This window comes from Methylobacter sp. S3L5C (genome assembly GCF_022788635.1).
Taxonomy (GTDB): Bacteria; Pseudomonadota; Gammaproteobacteria; order Methylococcales; family Methylomonadaceae; genus Methylobacter_C.
In genome coordinates, this window is record NZ_CP076024.1 from 3,773,920 (window position 1) to 3,790,031 (window position 16,112).

13 protein-coding genes are annotated in these 16,112 nt (G+C 40.2%); 8 read left to right on the forward strand and 5 right to left on the reverse strand.

The annotated features are described in order from the left end of the window. Nucleotides 1-105 precede the first annotated feature (105 nt). From KKZ03_RS17135 to glgB, 4 genes are all read right to left on the reverse strand, one after another. Complete coding sequence (locus KKZ03_RS17135; protein WP_243218002.1) at nucleotides 106-1,701, reverse strand: phosphatidylserine/phosphatidylglycerophosphate/cardiolipin synthase family protein; 1,596 nt, start codon at nucleotides 1,699-1,701, stop codon at nucleotides 106-108. A 72-nt stretch (nucleotides 1,702-1,773) separates the two neighbouring features. Then, entirely contained in the window at nucleotides 1,774-3,279 is a 1,506-nt protein-coding gene (locus KKZ03_RS17140) for an endonuclease/exonuclease/phosphatase family protein (RefSeq protein WP_243218003.1), read from the reverse strand. Nucleotides 3,280-3,475: 196 nt separating this feature from the next. Then, the gene (gene glgA / locus KKZ03_RS17145; RefSeq protein ID WP_243218004.1) at nucleotides 3,476-4,927 is read right to left on the reverse strand and encodes a glycogen synthase GlgA; all 1,452 of its coding nucleotides are present in this window, start codon (nucleotides 4,925-4,927) and stop codon (nucleotides 3,476-3,478) included. Nucleotides 4,928-5,020: 93 nt separating this feature from the next. After that, nucleotides 5,021-7,207 carry a 1,4-alpha-glucan branching protein GlgB gene (gene glgB, locus KKZ03_RS17150; RefSeq protein ID WP_243221664.1) on the reverse strand — a complete coding sequence of 729 codons (2,187 nt, stop codon included), beginning with the start codon at nucleotides 7,205-7,207 and terminating at the stop codon, nucleotides 5,021-5,023. A gap of 320 nt (nucleotides 7,208-7,527) precedes the next feature. Between glgB and glgC the strand changes: the two genes are divergently transcribed. The 3 genes from glgC (at nucleotide 7,528) to malQ (ending at nucleotide 12,217) form a co-directional block, all read left to right on the forward strand. Continuing rightward, on the forward strand, nucleotides 7,528-8,808 hold the full coding sequence (gene glgC / locus KKZ03_RS17155; RefSeq protein WP_243218005.1) for a glucose-1-phosphate adenylyltransferase: 1,281 nt from the start codon (nucleotides 7,528-7,530) through the stop codon (nucleotides 8,806-8,808). Nucleotides 8,809-9,033: 225 nt separating this feature from the next. Next, nucleotides 9,034-10,725 (forward strand): glycoside hydrolase family 57 protein, encoded by a 1,692-nt coding sequence (locus KKZ03_RS17160; RefSeq protein ID WP_243218006.1) that lies wholly within the window; start codon nucleotides 9,034-9,036, stop codon nucleotides 10,723-10,725. 16 nt (nucleotides 10,726-10,741) lie between these two features. Continuing rightward, nucleotides 10,742-12,217 (forward strand): 4-alpha-glucanotransferase, encoded by a 1,476-nt coding sequence (gene malQ / locus KKZ03_RS17165; protein ID WP_243218007.1) that lies wholly within the window; start codon nucleotides 10,742-10,744, stop codon nucleotides 12,215-12,217. Nucleotides 12,218-12,281: 64 nt separating this feature from the next. Here the strand turns inward: malQ and KKZ03_RS17170 are convergent, their stop codons facing one another. Next, entirely contained in the window at nucleotides 12,282-13,136 is an 855-nt protein-coding gene (locus KKZ03_RS17170) for a quinoprotein dehydrogenase-associated putative ABC transporter substrate-binding protein (RefSeq protein ID WP_243218008.1), read from the reverse strand. Nucleotides 13,137-14,265: 1,129 nt separating this feature from the next. Between KKZ03_RS17170 and KKZ03_RS17175 the strand changes: the two genes are divergently transcribed. The 5 genes from KKZ03_RS17175 (at nucleotide 14,266) to KKZ03_RS17195 (ending at nucleotide 15,881) form a co-directional block, all read left to right on the forward strand. Further along, nucleotides 14,266-14,463, forward strand: coding sequence for a CsbD family protein (locus KKZ03_RS17175; protein WP_243218009.1), 198 nt, complete (start codon nucleotides 14,266-14,268; stop codon nucleotides 14,461-14,463). Between the two features lie 89 nt (nucleotides 14,464-14,552). Further along, nucleotides 14,553-14,843, forward strand: a complete 291-nt coding sequence (locus tag KKZ03_RS17180; protein WP_243218010.1) for a CsbD family protein — start codon at nucleotides 14,553-14,555, stop codon at nucleotides 14,841-14,843. Nucleotides 14,844-14,933: 90 nt separating this feature from the next. After that, nucleotides 14,934-15,236 carry a small metal-binding protein SmbP gene (gene smbP, locus KKZ03_RS17185; RefSeq protein WP_243218011.1) on the forward strand — a complete coding sequence of 101 codons (303 nt, stop codon included), beginning with the start codon at nucleotides 14,934-14,936 and terminating at the stop codon, nucleotides 15,234-15,236. Nucleotides 15,237-15,363: 127 nt separating this feature from the next. Then, nucleotides 15,364-15,513 carry a lmo0937 family membrane protein gene (locus tag KKZ03_RS17190; RefSeq protein ID WP_243218012.1) on the forward strand — a complete coding sequence of 50 codons (150 nt, stop codon included), beginning with the start codon at nucleotides 15,364-15,366 and terminating at the stop codon, nucleotides 15,511-15,513. 146 nt (nucleotides 15,514-15,659) lie between these two features. After that, nucleotides 15,660-15,881, forward strand: a complete 222-nt coding sequence (locus KKZ03_RS17195; RefSeq protein WP_243218013.1) for a hypothetical protein — start codon at nucleotides 15,660-15,662, stop codon at nucleotides 15,879-15,881. Nucleotides 15,882-16,112 lie beyond the last annotated feature (231 nt).

Sequence of the window (16,112 nt, forward strand, 5' to 3'; positions counted from 1 at the left end):
TTATAACACGGTAATTACTACAGGATTATTTACACAGATGCTACGAGCTAATTAACTATCAGACACTACTGACAAGCCTTATCTTTCTTCTTTAAAATCACCTGATCAGTAATAAACCCTGAACGAACGCTGTATTTGCTCAAATTCATAGAGGTAAGGTTGTGCTACCTGGTGATTATTAACCACTACCAATAAGTCATGAGAAAAAACAGAGGTGTTATACCAGTTAAAACTGCCTTCTATAACAATTGAATCATCAATAACACAATATTTGGAATGAATCGGCGAATAAGGGACGGGGTGATCGTCTTGGCCATACACCAAACCGACTGAAATACCGGCATTTTTTAAGCGTTGTACTGCCGGTAATAACGGGCGATTAAGTTCATCTGCCATAGGTCGTGCAACACCAATCTGTCCTTGCCTGGCTAAATGTCCATTAAAAAGAACATGTACATAAACGCCTCTATTTTTGGCATGTATCAAAGCATCAACCACACTATCATGATAATCGCCCAGCAAATCGCCCATTAAAAACAAACACAACTTGATCGAATGCCGGGCACGATGAATTTCTGCCAGGATGGCGTGATGCGGTCGATAGGGTTTCCCGTTAAGCATCATCTGCCTGCCAAAGGTATAAAGCAGATTAAAATGACTTAAGGGATTAATGCCGTATTTTTGATTAACCCCACCACGCTGACTCTGAAATATATTATCAAGCAGTCGACAGACACCCTTGGAATGAAAAGTCATGCCGGATTCCCAATTAGCCCACCAGCGATCGAAGGTGATATTGAATGAACCCAGTATGCAGTCCTCATCGTTAAAAATAACAAATTTGGTATGCATATCCGGCTCAACTTCAATGAGATGATGCTGAGGTGTACAGAAGACGCCTATCAACTCAAGTCGTGCACGTTTCAATCTTGCATAGTTGTGACTATTGGTGAGAGTCATCTTGCGCCAGTCCACAATACACTGCACCAAAACTCCCTGCTGACTGGCGTGAATTAAATGGGAAACAAAATCCGAGTCATCAATGCAGTCAACACTCACTTTAATGGTACAAAGTCGACCAGGGTTTTCCCACTTGCTCCGAATCACCTTATCGATATGATCATGGATAAAACGTTTGGGATGATAAGGGTGATATTGCTGACCTTTGGTAAATTTTGGCGTCAGGTTTAAGGATTCAAAATGGTGATTATACCAATCGACGTCGCTTTGTAATTCGGCGGCATTTAATTCGTAGGTTCGATAATTATTAGTCGTTGCCCATTCGCCGGTAATCTTTCTATACTGCGGAAGTGCATCGTGCGCTTGATGATTATCCATAAAAATATAATCATTTTGAGACGGGATAGAGTGCTCGTCCCGGTGCACAACAAATGAAAACTTGATGCAATTAATCGGGCCATGATTATTGGAAAACGGTAATATATAGAAATCACGTGTGCAGCGCTTATGCCGATCCCATTGGATATCAAAAGCATCCGTATCAACAATGTAAGTTTCGCATAATCCATGGTCACGATACACTTTGAGAATAACTTTTAGATTAGCCTGAACGCCGAAGAACATATCAAATTCTATTTTCCCCCAGCGCACAGCAAATTTATCATTATAGTCATTGACTCTCTGAAAATAGCCGCCCAAATACCCATGAACGGGAGTGGCATAGTGCTCTGCTATTTGCATGTAATTACCGGGCAGAAAAGTAAATTTTTTATATTATTTTTATTCATCAGATTAATAATAGAGTTGATAACTTTACTTCGGCTCAAAGATCATGAAATAACCACAGTGATCCGAAACGCGACCGTAATCTTCTTCAGTAAATAGCACCTTTCCTGAAATAATATGTAATTGACTGGCCTTATTCATAAAAATATAGTCAATACGGTAATCATCGGCAAGGTAATGTTGCCAATGGGCGTCATTTACTTTAAATATCTTTTCAAATGCACCTTGGTCGTTAACGGCCAGAAATTGATCATCATACACATTGGCGCCAACCACCAGACTGTAGCCCTCTGATCCTGCCGTGATATTAAAGTCACCACACAGCATGGTTGCACTCACCGCTTCTGTTTGGTTATCTCGAACCCACTCACTTAGTTTGTTAAACTGCTCTGAAAAGCCGTCATCCCACCAACTCAGATGCGCCGAAAAAAAATTAATCAAGCCCATGTAAGGCACATTAACTTGTGCCATTACGACTTTTCTGGAATGGATACTGTAGGCACTATGACTGCCCGAAACATATTTTGATGCCTGTTTCAAGAGCGGATATCGGCTTAAGATAGCAACGCCTTCGCGGTATTTATCAAAACCCAAATGCGACCAATCCGTGTAAAGATGATAAGGGGAATTAAGTCGATCGTTTATTATTTTAGCTGAATTGCTGTTCCAGTCACCCTGTCCATCGTTCCAAAGCTCGGCGACTTCCTGAAAACAGACAACATCAACATCCAGATCGTTAATCGCTGTCGCTATTTGTGAAAATTTAAAATCCTGATTATCTTCCTGATAGCAGTGTAAATTAAGAATCATAACTTTTAACGGTTCATGACTAACCGAATAGTTTTTATCCTGATTATTGTCCCAAAAAACCTTATCGTCGCATTCACAGGAAATGGTGTATTGCACTCGAAAAGCATTATCTATTTTGAGCAATCCTTGCCAAATCTGAGAACCATATTGATTTGGATTTCTGGCATTGCTGCCCGATTTTTTATCCCAATAATTTCTTTTGAAATTACAGGGAGTTTTATAACTATGCTGCCAATTATCCGTTGTCCAGTGAATAGTCACTGTTTTGGCATTAACCGCATGATTTACTGATACGCTAACAGGAACGTATTTTTGCCCATCATTTAGTTTATTTACAAAGCCGATATTGAGTACTGGATGAGTGGTAACAACTTTAATTCCGGAATCGGCCTGACTGGAATAATTTAAGCCATATTTGTTATCCCAATATTCTCTGCCCTGTACCTGATAACGCAAGGCAATAGTAATATTACCCGGCAGTGACTTATCTGCTGTGCTGATAGCTGTTATTTGCGCTTGCCAGTACTCTTCATGATGACCTAAATTACTATGCCAGGTTGCCGGTAGCATATGCCAAACGCCATCTTCACCAGCCCATAGAACATCGATTTTCTTGTCATGACCCTGATTTTCTACCAGCATAAAAAAAGCCAATTTCTGGTGCAGCTCTCTTTTTTTTCTGCTGATAACATTTTCAACGTATAGCAGTTGAATCATTTTCATCGGTTATCTCCGCCACCATAAACGTGCACATCACAGATAATGCTGTCAGAACATGATTTATAGATTCTCAGAAATATTTCGATGCCAACAGATACAACCCCTTCAAGGGATTAAGGGTTATTATCTGTATAAACTTACAGCGACGTAAATTGGAAGTTTAATTTCTGAAAATCTACGTAATTATTTACTTACATATTCATTCTTGAGTATAGCTTAAAAGGTTCTCATACAGCGCCAGATACTGCTCAGCACTACGTTGCCAGGAAAAATCTTTTTTCATGGCATTAATCTGCATTTTCTTCCAGGTATCAGGAATACTATATAAAACCAATGTGCGCTTGATGGCTTCCAGCAATGCACCTGAACTGGCTTCATTGAAGACAATACCACTGGCTGTGTGATTACTTAATGATTCAGGTAAAGTATCAGTCACTGTATCGGCCAAGCCTCCAGTTTTTCTAACGATAGGTATAGTACCGTATCGTTGACTGTACATTTGATTCAAGCCGCACGGCTCAAATCGGGAAGGCATTAAGAAAATATCAGCACCAGCCTCGATAAGATGCGCCAGTGATTCATCGTAGCCGATAGTTATCGAAATTTTATCAGGATACAAATCAGCCATTTTTTGCAGCTGTTTTTCAAACTTTTTATCACCATTGCCCAATAATGCAAATTGCATATCCATAGCAATCATCTCCGGAAGACATTCCAAAATCAGATCTATGCCTTTTTGCTCTACCAGTCGACTAATTAAACCAATGAGAGGAATACGATCGTTAACCGGAAGCGCAAATCGTGTTTGTAATTCAGCTTTGTTAAGTCGTTTTTTATTAAGCGTTGCAACCGTATAATTCTGTGCTATTAAGGGATCTGTTTCAGGATTCCATTGATCAAGATCAATACCGTTAATGATGCCGCCTAAAAACTCTTTGCGATGATCCAATAGCCCTTCAAGACCATAACCAAACTCTGGCGTTTGTATTTCCAAAGCATAGGTTGGACTAACTGTAGTAATGTGATCGGCATAAACCAGACCACCTTTAATAAAAGACAACATCTCATGAAATTCCAGCCCGGCCGGATTCCATAATTGCCCTGACAAATTTAACAGGGCTGCCGTACTTGCAGGAAACAAGCCCTGATAAGCCATATTATGTATGGTAAATACGGTCGATGGCCGATCGCTTTCAAGCGATAGCAAGGCTGGAACCAAACCACTTTGCCAATCGTTACAATGAACAATATCGGGCTTCCAGCCCTGATTGGCCCTATCCATAGCCATTTCAACGGCAATGCGACAAAACAAGCCAAAGCGCTCAGCGTTGTTGGACCAAGGCTCACCCAACTCATCGACATAGGGATTACCCGGGTAGTTAAAGTATGCAGGATAATCAACCAGCCAGACAATTACATGACTATCGGGCATTCGGGTTTCAAGTATATTAATGTTTCTGTTATCAATCCGTATGGAACAAAGAAAACGGACATTTTCACTGGTTTTTAATGCTTGATAATTAGGAATAATCAGCTTTATATCTTGGGATAATTCGGCTAGCGCCTTAGGCAAGCTACCGCAAACATCCGCAAGCCCACCCGTTTTAATTAAAGGATGTGCTTCACTGGTAACAAAGAGAATTTTTTTCATCGGACTCCAAGATTACTTAAATTTAAGAGCAGGTAAAAGATACAAGGCAAACACAATCACTCTTAACCTTGTACCTTGTACCTTGTACCTAATTTATAACTTTAAGATCAAAGCTCCCAAAGGTGGCAAGTCAAGGCTGATGGAATGTGGGCAATTCATCCAGGGCGTAGGTTCTGACACCACCGCACCATTACCCACATTACTGCCATCATAATATTCGGAATCAGAATTAAAAATCTCAGTGTAAGTACCTGCTTCAGGCACACCAAGCCGATAATTTTCTCTGGGAACCGGCGTAAAGTTAAGCACAATAACCAACTCTTCAAATTTGTTTTTGCGACGATAACTAATAATGGACTGTTCAACATCATGACAATCAATCCACTCAAACCCATGATGATCAAAATCATGCGCAAATAAAGCCGGATGTGTTTTATAAAGATGATTAAGATCTTTAACTAAAGTTTGTACTCCCTTGTGATGAGGGTAATCCAAAACGTACCAGTCTAATTCTTTATTGGCATTCCACTCCGTACCTTGACCAAACTCACAGCCCATAAACAACAGTTTTTTACCTGGATAGGTATACATAAATGTATATAACAATCGTAAATTAGCGAATTTTTGCCAAGCATCACCCGGCATTTTACTCACTAACGAACCTTTCCCATGAACGACCTCATCATGCGAGAAAGGCAGTGCGAAGTTTTCAGTAAAAGCATAGAGCATACCGAAAGTAAGCTGGTCATGATGGTATTTGCGATGTATCGGCTCCTCACTCATGTAAGAAAGAACATCATGCATCCACCCCATATTCCACTTCATCGAAAAGCCTAAACCACCTGTCCATGTCGGACGGGTGACCTGAGGCCAGGATGTGGATTCTTCAGCCATCATGACAGTGCCAGGATGCAGGTCATGAGTGACGGTATTAAGTTCTTTAAAAAATTCAATAGCCTCCAAATTCTCGTTGCCGCCATACATATTGGGAATCCAGTCATTTTCTTCGCGTGAGTAATCGAGATAAAGCATAGAAGCCACCGCATCAACTCTTAAGCCGTCCAGATGAAACTCTTTCAACCAGAAAACTGCACTGGCGAGTAAAAAATTTTTAACCTCATTACGTCCGTAATTGTAAATTAAGGTACCCCAGTCGCGATGTTCACCTTTACGCGGATCTTCATGTTCATAAAGGGCACTGCCATCAAAACGCGCCAGTGCAAAAGCATCTTTAGGAAAATGAGCAGGAACCCAATCCAGAATAATACCTATCTCATTTTTGTGGCAGGTGTCGACAAAATAGCGAAAATCATCAGGGGTGCCATGACGACTGGTCGGCGCAAAATAGCCTGTAGTTTGATAGCCCCATGAACCATCAAAAGGGTGCTCGGTAACAGGCAACAGTTCAATATGGGTAAAGCCCATTTGTTTGACATAGTTGACAAGCTCAACTGCCAACTCCCGATAAGAAAGAAAATTGCCCTGATTATCCCGTCGCCATGAACCCAGATGAACCTCATAGATAGCCATAGGTTCGTGCAGCCAATCGTGTTTTGCACGCCGTGACACCCATTCCTTGTCCTGCCAAGTATAGCTGTTTTCTTCGACAACAATAGACGAGGTATTTGGGCGAAATTCAAATTGCTGTCCATAAGGATCAGTTTTTAGCAGGATTTCATTAGTATTTCGATTTAAAATTTCAAATTTATATAAGCAACCTGTCTTTAGGCCGGGAATAAATAGCTCCCATAATCCACTACCACCAAGACTTCGCATAGGATGACAACGGCCATCCCAGCGATTAAAGTCGCCAACCGCACTCACCCGACCCGCATTGGGGGCCCACAGCGTAAATAACACGCCATCGACACCATCAACACTATGCAGGTGTCCACCCATTTTTTTGTAAATATGCCAATGCTTTCCTTCGCCATACAAATGTATGTCAAATTCAGGTAATTGGGGACCAAAATCGTATGGATCGTAATTCTCGTGGGTGTAACCGTTTTTATCAATCCAGGTTAACTGATAGTGTTTCGGCAACTTCGGTAACTCATCTTCTTTCGCGTAATATTCAAAAAAATCAGTACCTGCTATCCTGTTAAGTGCAGGACCATTATTACTGAAGCAAACTGTTTCTGCGTAAGGCAGATAGACTTTAACCTGAACTTGATTATTCTTTGGATGGCGGCCTAAAACTGAAAAAGGATCATGATGCCTTGCTTCGCTTATTTTTAGTGAATCAGGATCAAGAATATTCTCTACTTCTTTTGCTACCAGGGCATTTACAGGTACTGAAATTGAAACAGGGACTTTCACTTTTTCCTTTATTTTTACACTTTTTGTCGAAGTAGAATCAGATATGCTCAATGCCGGTTTTTTTTCAATAATAGCTGTCGATTCAGAGTCATGCAGGTTCGCTTTCAGTTTTTCTGAGATTGCTTTTTTAGCATCAGAGTCTAGAGTGTTATTAGAACGCTTTTTCACTTTGAATGGCCTCGGTGTAGTAGTAGAATGAATGCTAGTAATAGAATTAATGTTAGGCGAATCTTACCAAAATAACAAACAGTTGTAATATCTATATCAATATGGAGATAAAAATGTCAGCGTCCAGCAATAAAAAGCATGATCATAATGTCGGTCATTTAACCCGTAATACAATTGCATTAATATTAGCTGGTGGCCGAGGCTCGCGGTTGATGAACATGACAGATTGGCGTGCCAAGCCCGCTGTTCCATTTGGTGGCAAGTTTCGCATTATTGATTTTCCGTTATCAAATTGCGTTAACTCAGGTATACGTAAAATTGGTATTTTAACGCAATACAAATCAGATTCTCTTATTCGCCACATTCAACAAGGATGGGGATTTTTACGAGGTGAATTTGGTGAATATGTTGATTTAATGCCTGCACAACAAAGACACAATGAAAACTCCTGGTATCAAGGAACTGCCGATGCTGTTTTTCAAAACATCGATATTCTCCGTAGTCGTAATCCGGAACATATTCTGGTTTTGGCCGGCGATCACATTTACAAAATGGATTATGGCGCAATGCTGGCCGACCATATTGAGAAAAATGCTGACCTGACCATAGGTTGCTTTGAAGTCTCACTGGAAGAAGCATCGGCTTTTGGAGTGATGGATGTTGATAGTAACCGACGCGTTAAAGCTTTCGTAGAAAAACCTGAAAATCCCCCCGTTATGCCAGGCAGAACCGATACCGCTTTAGCCTCTATGGGTATCTATATTTTTAATGCCAGTTTTCTTTTTGAACAATTGCTTAAAGATGCCGATACTAAAGACTCTACACATGATTTCGGCAAAGATATTATTCCTGCAGTTATTGATAGATATCTGGTCAATGCCTATCCTTTTTTAGATTTACAAAGTGGTGAGCAAAGCTACTGGCGTGATGTAGGTACTATAGATGCTTACTGGGCTGCTAATATGGAATTAATTGGTGTTAATCCTGGCTTGAATTTATATGATACCACTTGGCCAATATGGACTAATCAAGAACAAACGCCGCCAGCAAAATTTGTTTTTGATGATGATGAACGACGCGGACAGGCTGTTGATTCTATGGTTTCAGGAGGCTGTGTAATTTCAGGCGCTAAAATAAGACATTCATTATTATTCTCAAATGTCCGTGTTAATTCATTTACGTCGGTACAAGACTCTATCGTTCTGCCCCAAGTCAACATAGCGCGCCATTGCCGCATCACCAAAGCAATTATAGAAAAAGGTTGTGAAGTTCCCGAAGGCACTATCATTGGCGAAAACCGGGCGGACGACGAAAAAAGATTTTTTGTCAGTCCTGGTGGCGTTGTGTTGGTGACTCCTGATATGTTGGGACAAAAATTGCATTATGTTCGGTAAATAATATTTACAGAATAGATGCAGGAAGTACGTAACCAAAGATGATGTAAGCAAAAAGCGCATCAGCGTCACTTAAAGTAATTGCTTTAAGTGACGCATGAAGCAATTACCAAGAGCGAAACTAATCCAGAAAAAAAAACATAAACCACGAAAATCTATCTGTACTTAAAGCATAAATTTAATTACCCTCTTCCGTATGACTGTTATTGGCGAGAATAGAAAAATATGCCCAACAAAAAAAAATTGAAACTGGTCTTGTGCTGGCACATGCACCAACCAGAGTATAGGGATTTACACTCAGGAGAATTCAAATTGCCGTGGACGTATCTTCATGTAATTAAAGACTATGTTGATATGGTTGCTCATCTGGAAGCCGTGCCTGAAGCTAAAGCAGTCGTCAATTTCGCGCCTATTTTACTGGAACAAATTGAAGAATATACCAACCAAGTCAATGGTTATTTACATAATGGCTATTCTATTACTGATCCTTTACTGGCCGCTTTAATAGCTCCCACTGTTCCTGAAAATTCTAAAGATTGCTGGAAACTGATTAAAAACTGTCTCCGTGCCAACCGGGACAGACAAATAAACCGTTATCCAGCGTTCAAACAATTAGTAGAAATGACCGAGTGGCTTGAACAACATAATGACTCATTTCGCTATATCAATACCCAATTTATTAATGATCTGTTAGTTTGGTATCATCTGGCATGGATAGGAGAAACCGTAAAATTATCAGATGACCGGGTAAAACGCTTAATAGAAAAATGTTCCGATTATAGCCTCGATGACCGAGTTGAAATGGTCAGAATTATAGGCGGGCTTCTGGAAAATGTACTTAAAAGATATAAGGTATTAGCAGAACAAGGGCAAATCGAGCTGTCAGTAACACCTTATGCACATCCCATTATGCCACTATTACTGGACTTGCAGACAACACATGAAGCAATGCCTGATGCACCTTTACCTGAACGGGATACTTATCCAGGGGGTGAGGAACGTGTTAAATGGCATCTTGAAAAAGGCGTACAAACTTTCATGCGTTTTTTTGGCACTAAACCTAAAGGCTGCTGGCCATCAGAAGGTAGTATCAGCAAACAAACACTAGAAGTACTGAGTGACTTTGGCTTTAGTTGGGCAGCAAGTGGTGGTACGGTTCTACAAAATAGTTTACATCTATCTGACCATAAAGAAGCAATCGGAATACACCATCCCTTTAAGCTAAAAGATACCAAAATAGCCTGTTTTTTCAGGGACGATGGGTTGTCTGACATGATAGGTTTTGAATATTCAACATGGCACGCCGACGATGCTGTTGGTGATTTTATTCAGCATTTGGAAAATATCGCTACCCACGAACCGGGGGATAAAATCGTTTCAATCATCATGGATGGCGAGAATGCCTGGGAATATTTCCCTGATAACGGTTATCACTTCCTGAGTGCTTTATATAGCCGGTTAGCCAGTCACCCAACCATTGAATTAAGCACTTTTTCGGATTGTTTAAAAAATAAAACGACTGTCAAACCCTTAACTAAATTAGTTGCAGGTAGCTGGGTTTACGGAACTTTTTCAACCTGGATAGGATCTCCGGACAAAAACCGCGGTTGGGAAATGCTGGCTGACGTAAAAGTTGCCTTTGATAATGCCATGACCACCAACCACTTAAGCGATCAACAAGTTCAACAGGCCCAAATTCAGCTTGCTGTTTGTGAAGGTTCAGACTGGTTTTGGTGGTTTGGTGACGATAATCCTGGCGAAGCAGTTAGCAGTTTTGAGAAACAATTCCGGCTTAATTTAACCAATCTGTATCAATTATTAGGCGAAAACCCTCCCGCTTATCTGGCCCTGTCATTTACGCACGGCGCTGGTAATCCCGCTATGGGCGGAGCAATGCGGCCAAGCTCTGAACATTAACTAGAGATACCTAATCGTGAATAACCTTTTAAATAAACGTCGGGCAGGTATTCTGCTCCATATTACTTCGCTGCCAGGCACTGATAGACAAGGTAATTTAGGTCAAGAAGCCTATAATTTTGTCAATTTCCTGCATGATTCAGGTGTTGGGGTATGGCAAACATTGCCCTTGGGTATGACCCATGCAGATGGTTCTCCTTATCAATGCCTCTCTGCTCACGCAGGTAATCCAATATTCATTGATATTCTTGGGTTGGTTAAACTGGGTTGGTTACCATTGTCAGAGCAATGTGACGAGTGTCAGGCAACTTCCGCGTTTAATAAAAGCTGTTTAGTCGCAAAAGCTTTTAAAGGTTTTTTAGAAAGCGCAAATCAAATAGACAAGGATGATTTTGCCGATTTTTGCCAGAAAAAAGCCTATTGGCTTGATGATTTTGCTTTATTTATAGCACTTAGAATTGTATTTAATCAACAATGCTGGAACCAATGGCCTGAACCTTTCAAGGAAAGAGAGCTGGTTGCCCTTAATGAAGCACGTCAACGGCTAGCTGACAGTATTGAAAATATTAAATTTGAACAATATGTTTTTTTCCGGCAATGGATGGAATTAAAAGCCTATGCCAACAACAAAGAGGTACTTTTGTTTGGCGACATTCCTATTTTTGTATCTTATGACAGTTCTGATGTCTGGGCTCATCGTGAGGTTTTCAAACTTGATGAATCAGGTGAAATGTTGGTTGTTGCAGGTGTCCCACCGGATTATTTTTCCGAAACCGGCCAGCGCTGGGGTAATCCGCATTACGATTGGGATTATCTGAACAAAACCGGCTTTGCATGGTGGGTTGAACGAATGCAAACTCAGCTTGAACAATTTGACATTCTTCGCATTGATCATTTTCGGGGCCTGGAAGCGGCCTGGGAAATACCTGCCGATGAACCAACCGCCCAAAATGGTCAGTGGGTTAAAGCGCCTGGAAAAGATTTATTAAATGCACTGCAAAGCCATCTTGGCACCATTCCCTTGGTAGCTGAAGACTTGGGGATTATTACCGATGAAGTCGATGAATTGAGAGACAGCTTTGGACTACCCGGCATGAAAATCTTACAATTTGCTTTTGGTAGCGGTCCTGACAACCCCTATTTACCGGGTAATCATGAAAGAAACTGTGTGGTTTATACAGGGACTCATGACAACGATACATCGGTAGGTTGGTCGAAAAGTATCAGTGATCATGAAAAAAACTACGTTTACGAATACCTGGGTAACCCTTCAATGCCGGTGCATTGCGCAATTATACAAGCGGCTTTGGGATCAGTTGCCAACCTTGCTGTTATACCCATGCAGGATATTCTTGAACTGGGCTCCGAGGCTCGAATGAACACCCCCGGCACCACCGTAGGAAACTGGAAGTGGCGTTTCCAATGGGATCAATTATCACATGACCAAGCTACCCGATTTGCCCATCTGGTAGCACTATTTAATCGAAATTGATTTTTAAAAGCAGGTTCGAGGTAAAAAATAACCCCTTTTACCTCGAACCTTTTACCTGCTTTGGTTAATCATCATCACGAACGACTTCTTTTGTTATCGGTAACAAAGGAATATTGTAACTCGCTATAATTTCTTTAATCTTATCTGCTTTAGCAACAATCAGTTTGTCAAGTACGACTTTTCTTGTCTTATCACCATTACGAACGCCCATCGCCATAGCAAAATCAAACTTTATTGCCGGTGTTGATTTCATTGGAATCATTACATAACTATTTTTGGGGCTTTGTGCCGTAACGTAAGCTGCCATTGGTCCCCACAAAATAACCATATCAATTTTTTTGGCTTTTAGATCCTTCTCTATCTGCATAGCCGTGTTGTTTTCGCTATCCCCGGACATTGACTGATAAGAGATACCTTGATCAAGCAGGCCATTTTTTTGTAACCAGGCCGTACCAGGACCGCGATCAAACATCGCAATTTTTAAGGATTCCTGTCTTTGCAAAGGCAATTGTGTTAACTGAGAGGCGTCCTTAATATCATCCCAACCACGTCCTTTCGCAACCAACAACACATAAGTTGATTTGTAGTAAGGCACAGTAGTCAAGGTTAAATCATAACCGGCTGGCACGCCCATGACAATGTCGCATTTAAACTCATCACTGTCTACCGCCAGATCGCTTACTGATGCTGTTAACGTATTACGAATAAAACCAAGACGTTGGGCAAACCAGGTGTACTCAATTTTTTGCCCCAGTTCCTTGGCAAATAATTCGGCAATTTTGTTTTCAAAACCGTCTTTATTTTTTGTTGAGTAGGGAGGATTTAGTGGATCAGCACAGACTTTAAATGCTTCTTCTGCTGAAGCCGGCAATATAATTGCCGCTAAAAACAGGCCGGCGAATATTTTTGTAAAGCTCATTTTGTTTCCTTTTGGAAGGGTAAAGACTTGATATATCGTATCTACATTAATTACGTCAGTTTATTCAAAAAATACACTTTCCATACATTTTCTGTACCTAATATTTCCAGCTAATCAGAATATTCAGGGATGACTCGTCAGTAAACTGCTTTTAAATAAAAGCAGTTTACTCTCGTACAATCATAAACTCATTAATGACTGCTTTCCAGTCACGTAATTGCATGGATTATTTTTGGCAGCCTCTCTATACTTAATAAATTGCTTTTAGATCATGCCGGATAAATCAAAAGCCTTACGATTTTTAAATATCAAAGCCAATAAAGCCTTGTCTGCTGACCTTGCAATCGAGGTACGTAACAAGATGCTTCGCCGACCTCCTTATGATTAGGTTTGCTGATAACGCTACCTGATTCTTGTGGTATTTTTTTATCTTGTCCAGGCAAATTCTCGTTTGAGTCTTTTGATGTACAGCCAGAAATAACCAGCATTCCAAGCGCAGTTATTCGGGTGATTGATAAGAGCCATTTTTTAAAAGTCAACCAGAAAAGAATCATCATCCTTTCTGATTCCAACCAGTAATAAACGGTTACTACCAATAACCTTGTTTAAAACTTGGTGTCATCTGTTTCATAAAATATCCTGCGGCTTCCGATTAATGGGATCGTAAGATACAAGTCACATAAATAACTTTATGTGACTTTATGCTTTCCTGCTATAGCCCTATAATGCGCGTGATTCAAATAACTGTCTGCTCGCCGTCGAACACAAAACCATGCACCAACAAATTTAATACCCCTCGGCAATTAGCGAGTATTTACAAAGATAACAACATCCAAACTCGTACTATTCTATTAATCGTTGTTTTCATAAAAACACCGACTTATTTTCTGCACCTGTGGAATATTTTTTATCTGCCATATAACAAAATCAACTTAGTCAATAATTGTCATTTCTAATTGAATGCCATGCCACTATCGTAATGTGTATCTTGAACTAATTTCAAATCTGTACGTTACCGCACTGACCAGACTCGGTCTTGTGTGTAAAATCTTTAGCCAGTGGTCGGAAATAGTATTTCGCACCTCACTCATGACTCAATAGGTCATGACTAACTTATCAGGAGATTCTCATGAACAAAGATCAAATAAAAGGCCGTATCGAAGAAGCCAAAGGTAAAGTCAAAGAAGCTACCGGCGTTATTCTGGATGACGAGGATATGGAAGCAGAAGGAAATATCCAAAAAAATATCGGCAAGGTTCAGTCAGGACTTAGTGATCTGAAAGAAGACACTAAAGAGTCGATTAAAAAAGCCATCGATAAAATTTAAAATCAGCGGCTAAGTCCAGATGAGCGCAAGTTAATTTGCGGCATCGCAACAAGAAAATAATTGCAATCCATTTTTTACAGGAAGAAAATATGAAAATCAATAATATAAAACTTACCCATTTGGCAGCAACTATCATTCTAACATTTTCCTCATTTGGCGCTTATGCCACAGAAAGTCAAAACCAGACACTTGTCAATAAAGATCAAGTCAATGGCAGGGTTGAGGAAGCAAAAGGTACTGTCAAGGAAATCACCGGCCAAGTGATAAACGATAAAAGTATGGAACTGGAAGGCAATATTCAAAAAAATGTTGGTAAGGTTCAGTCAGAATATGGTGATATCAAGCAAGATATCAAGAACGAAACCAAGAAAGACAAATAAAAAAGTGACGTTGATTGTGCAGTAAACAACTCTACAATCTAGCGCAGAATCAAAATGAAAAATTCTTGAATAACTATTAAGAGACATACAATGAAACTTACTAATTTATGTGCAGGTAGTATCCTGGCTTTGGCTTCATTTGGTGCTTATGCCGAAGAGAGCCACATCACCGAAGCACTCAAACATGCGGAAGCAGCAGTTAGTGCTGCTGATGGTAAGACCATCGCTGAACATGCAGAAGTTGCAAAAACTCATGCCAAGGTTGCTGATGAACACCTTGATGCCGGTATCAAGAGTCTGAATGACGCTATTGATCACGGTAAAATGAAGCACACTGACTTAGCCAAAAAATCGGCTGAAGAAGCAGTAACGCATCTTAAAGCAGCCCAATAAATATTGACGACTTTGGTAACGAAAAAAATGTTGCGTGGATGATCCACCGACTTTTTCGTTACCGAATACTATTTATTACCGTTACTTTATATCGTCGTCAATTGACAACCTCTTTCGGAGAAAAAAAATGCTTGAATCTCTAGCTATCGTCCTAATCATCCTTTGGGTACTGGGATTAGTGTCAGCCTACACACTAGGTGGGTTTATTCATATTTTATTGGTTATCGCAGTCATCGTAATATTATTACGTATTATTAATGGGCGAAGAGTTTTATAACAGTACTGAAATATATTTATACAAACCGTAATAGAATATTCATTAAAGTGCAAAAACGTTTTTAGGAGTCTTAATTAAATCACCTAGAACCTTTGTGAAAACAGATCAATCCAACCGAAAATATCATTAATGATAGGGGAAACGATATGAACGTAGTCAAGATTTTGGCAGTTTTGCTAATCATAGCCGGCCTGTCTGGGTTGGTATATGGTCGTTTTAGCTATACCAAAGAAACCCAGGAAGCCAAGATAGGCCCATTGGAACTATCGGTTAATGAAACACAGACCGTTTATATTCCTGTCTGGGCTGGTGTAGGAGCAATAGTTGCAGGTGCAGGGATATTGCTTTTTGCAAGTAAGAAGCGTTAGAACTCTATCAGTGCTTCTCCCATCCAGATTAAAATAGCCAAGGATTTTTTTATTGGAAAAATTACCTCCTCATCAACAAACATAATAAAGTGAGCGCCATTGTTCAGACAATAGCTTATCAATATTAAAAATGGATTGATTCCGTTACAGCAAACAGGTGTTTTCCCGTTTGGCTTGTAAGTGCTTTTTATTACTACTCAAGCTGCGAAATTTCTGGTATAAAACCTGACG

Bases quoted from the DNA above. Each gene is read 5' to 3' on its own strand.
- KKZ03_RS17135 (WP_243218002.1), bottom strand. From the start codon at position 1,701: ATGCAAATAGCAGAGCACTATGCCACTCCCGTTCATGGGTATTTGGGC.
- KKZ03_RS17140 (WP_243218003.1), bottom strand. From the start codon at position 3,279: ATGAAAATGATTCAACTGCTATACGTTGAAAATGTTATCAGCAGAAAA.
- glgA (WP_243218004.1), bottom strand. From the start codon at position 4,927: ATGAAAAAAATTCTCTTTGTTACCAGTGAAGCACATCCTTTAATTAAA.
- glgC (WP_243218005.1), top strand. From the start codon at position 7,528: ATGTCAGCGTCCAGCAATAAAAAGCATGATCATAATGTCGGTCATTTA.
- KKZ03_RS17160 (WP_243218006.1), top strand. From the start codon at position 9,034: ATGCCCAACAAAAAAAAATTGAAACTGGTCTTGTGCTGGCACATGCAC.
- KKZ03_RS17170 (WP_243218008.1), bottom strand. From the start codon at position 13,136: ATGAGCTTTACAAAAATATTCGCCGGCCTGTTTTTAGCGGCAATTATA.
- KKZ03_RS17175 (WP_243218009.1), top strand. From the start codon at position 14,266: ATGAACAAAGATCAAATAAAAGGCCGTATCGAAGAAGCCAAAGGTAAA.
- KKZ03_RS17180 (WP_243218010.1), top strand. From the start codon at position 14,553: ATGAAAATCAATAATATAAAACTTACCCATTTGGCAGCAACTATCATT.
- smbP (WP_243218011.1), top strand. From the start codon at position 14,934: ATGAAACTTACTAATTTATGTGCAGGTAGTATCCTGGCTTTGGCTTCA.
- KKZ03_RS17190 (WP_243218012.1), top strand. From the start codon at position 15,364: ATGCTTGAATCTCTAGCTATCGTCCTAATCATCCTTTGGGTACTGGGA.
- KKZ03_RS17195 (WP_243218013.1), top strand. From the start codon at position 15,660: ATGAACGTAGTCAAGATTTTGGCAGTTTTGCTAATCATAGCCGGCCTG.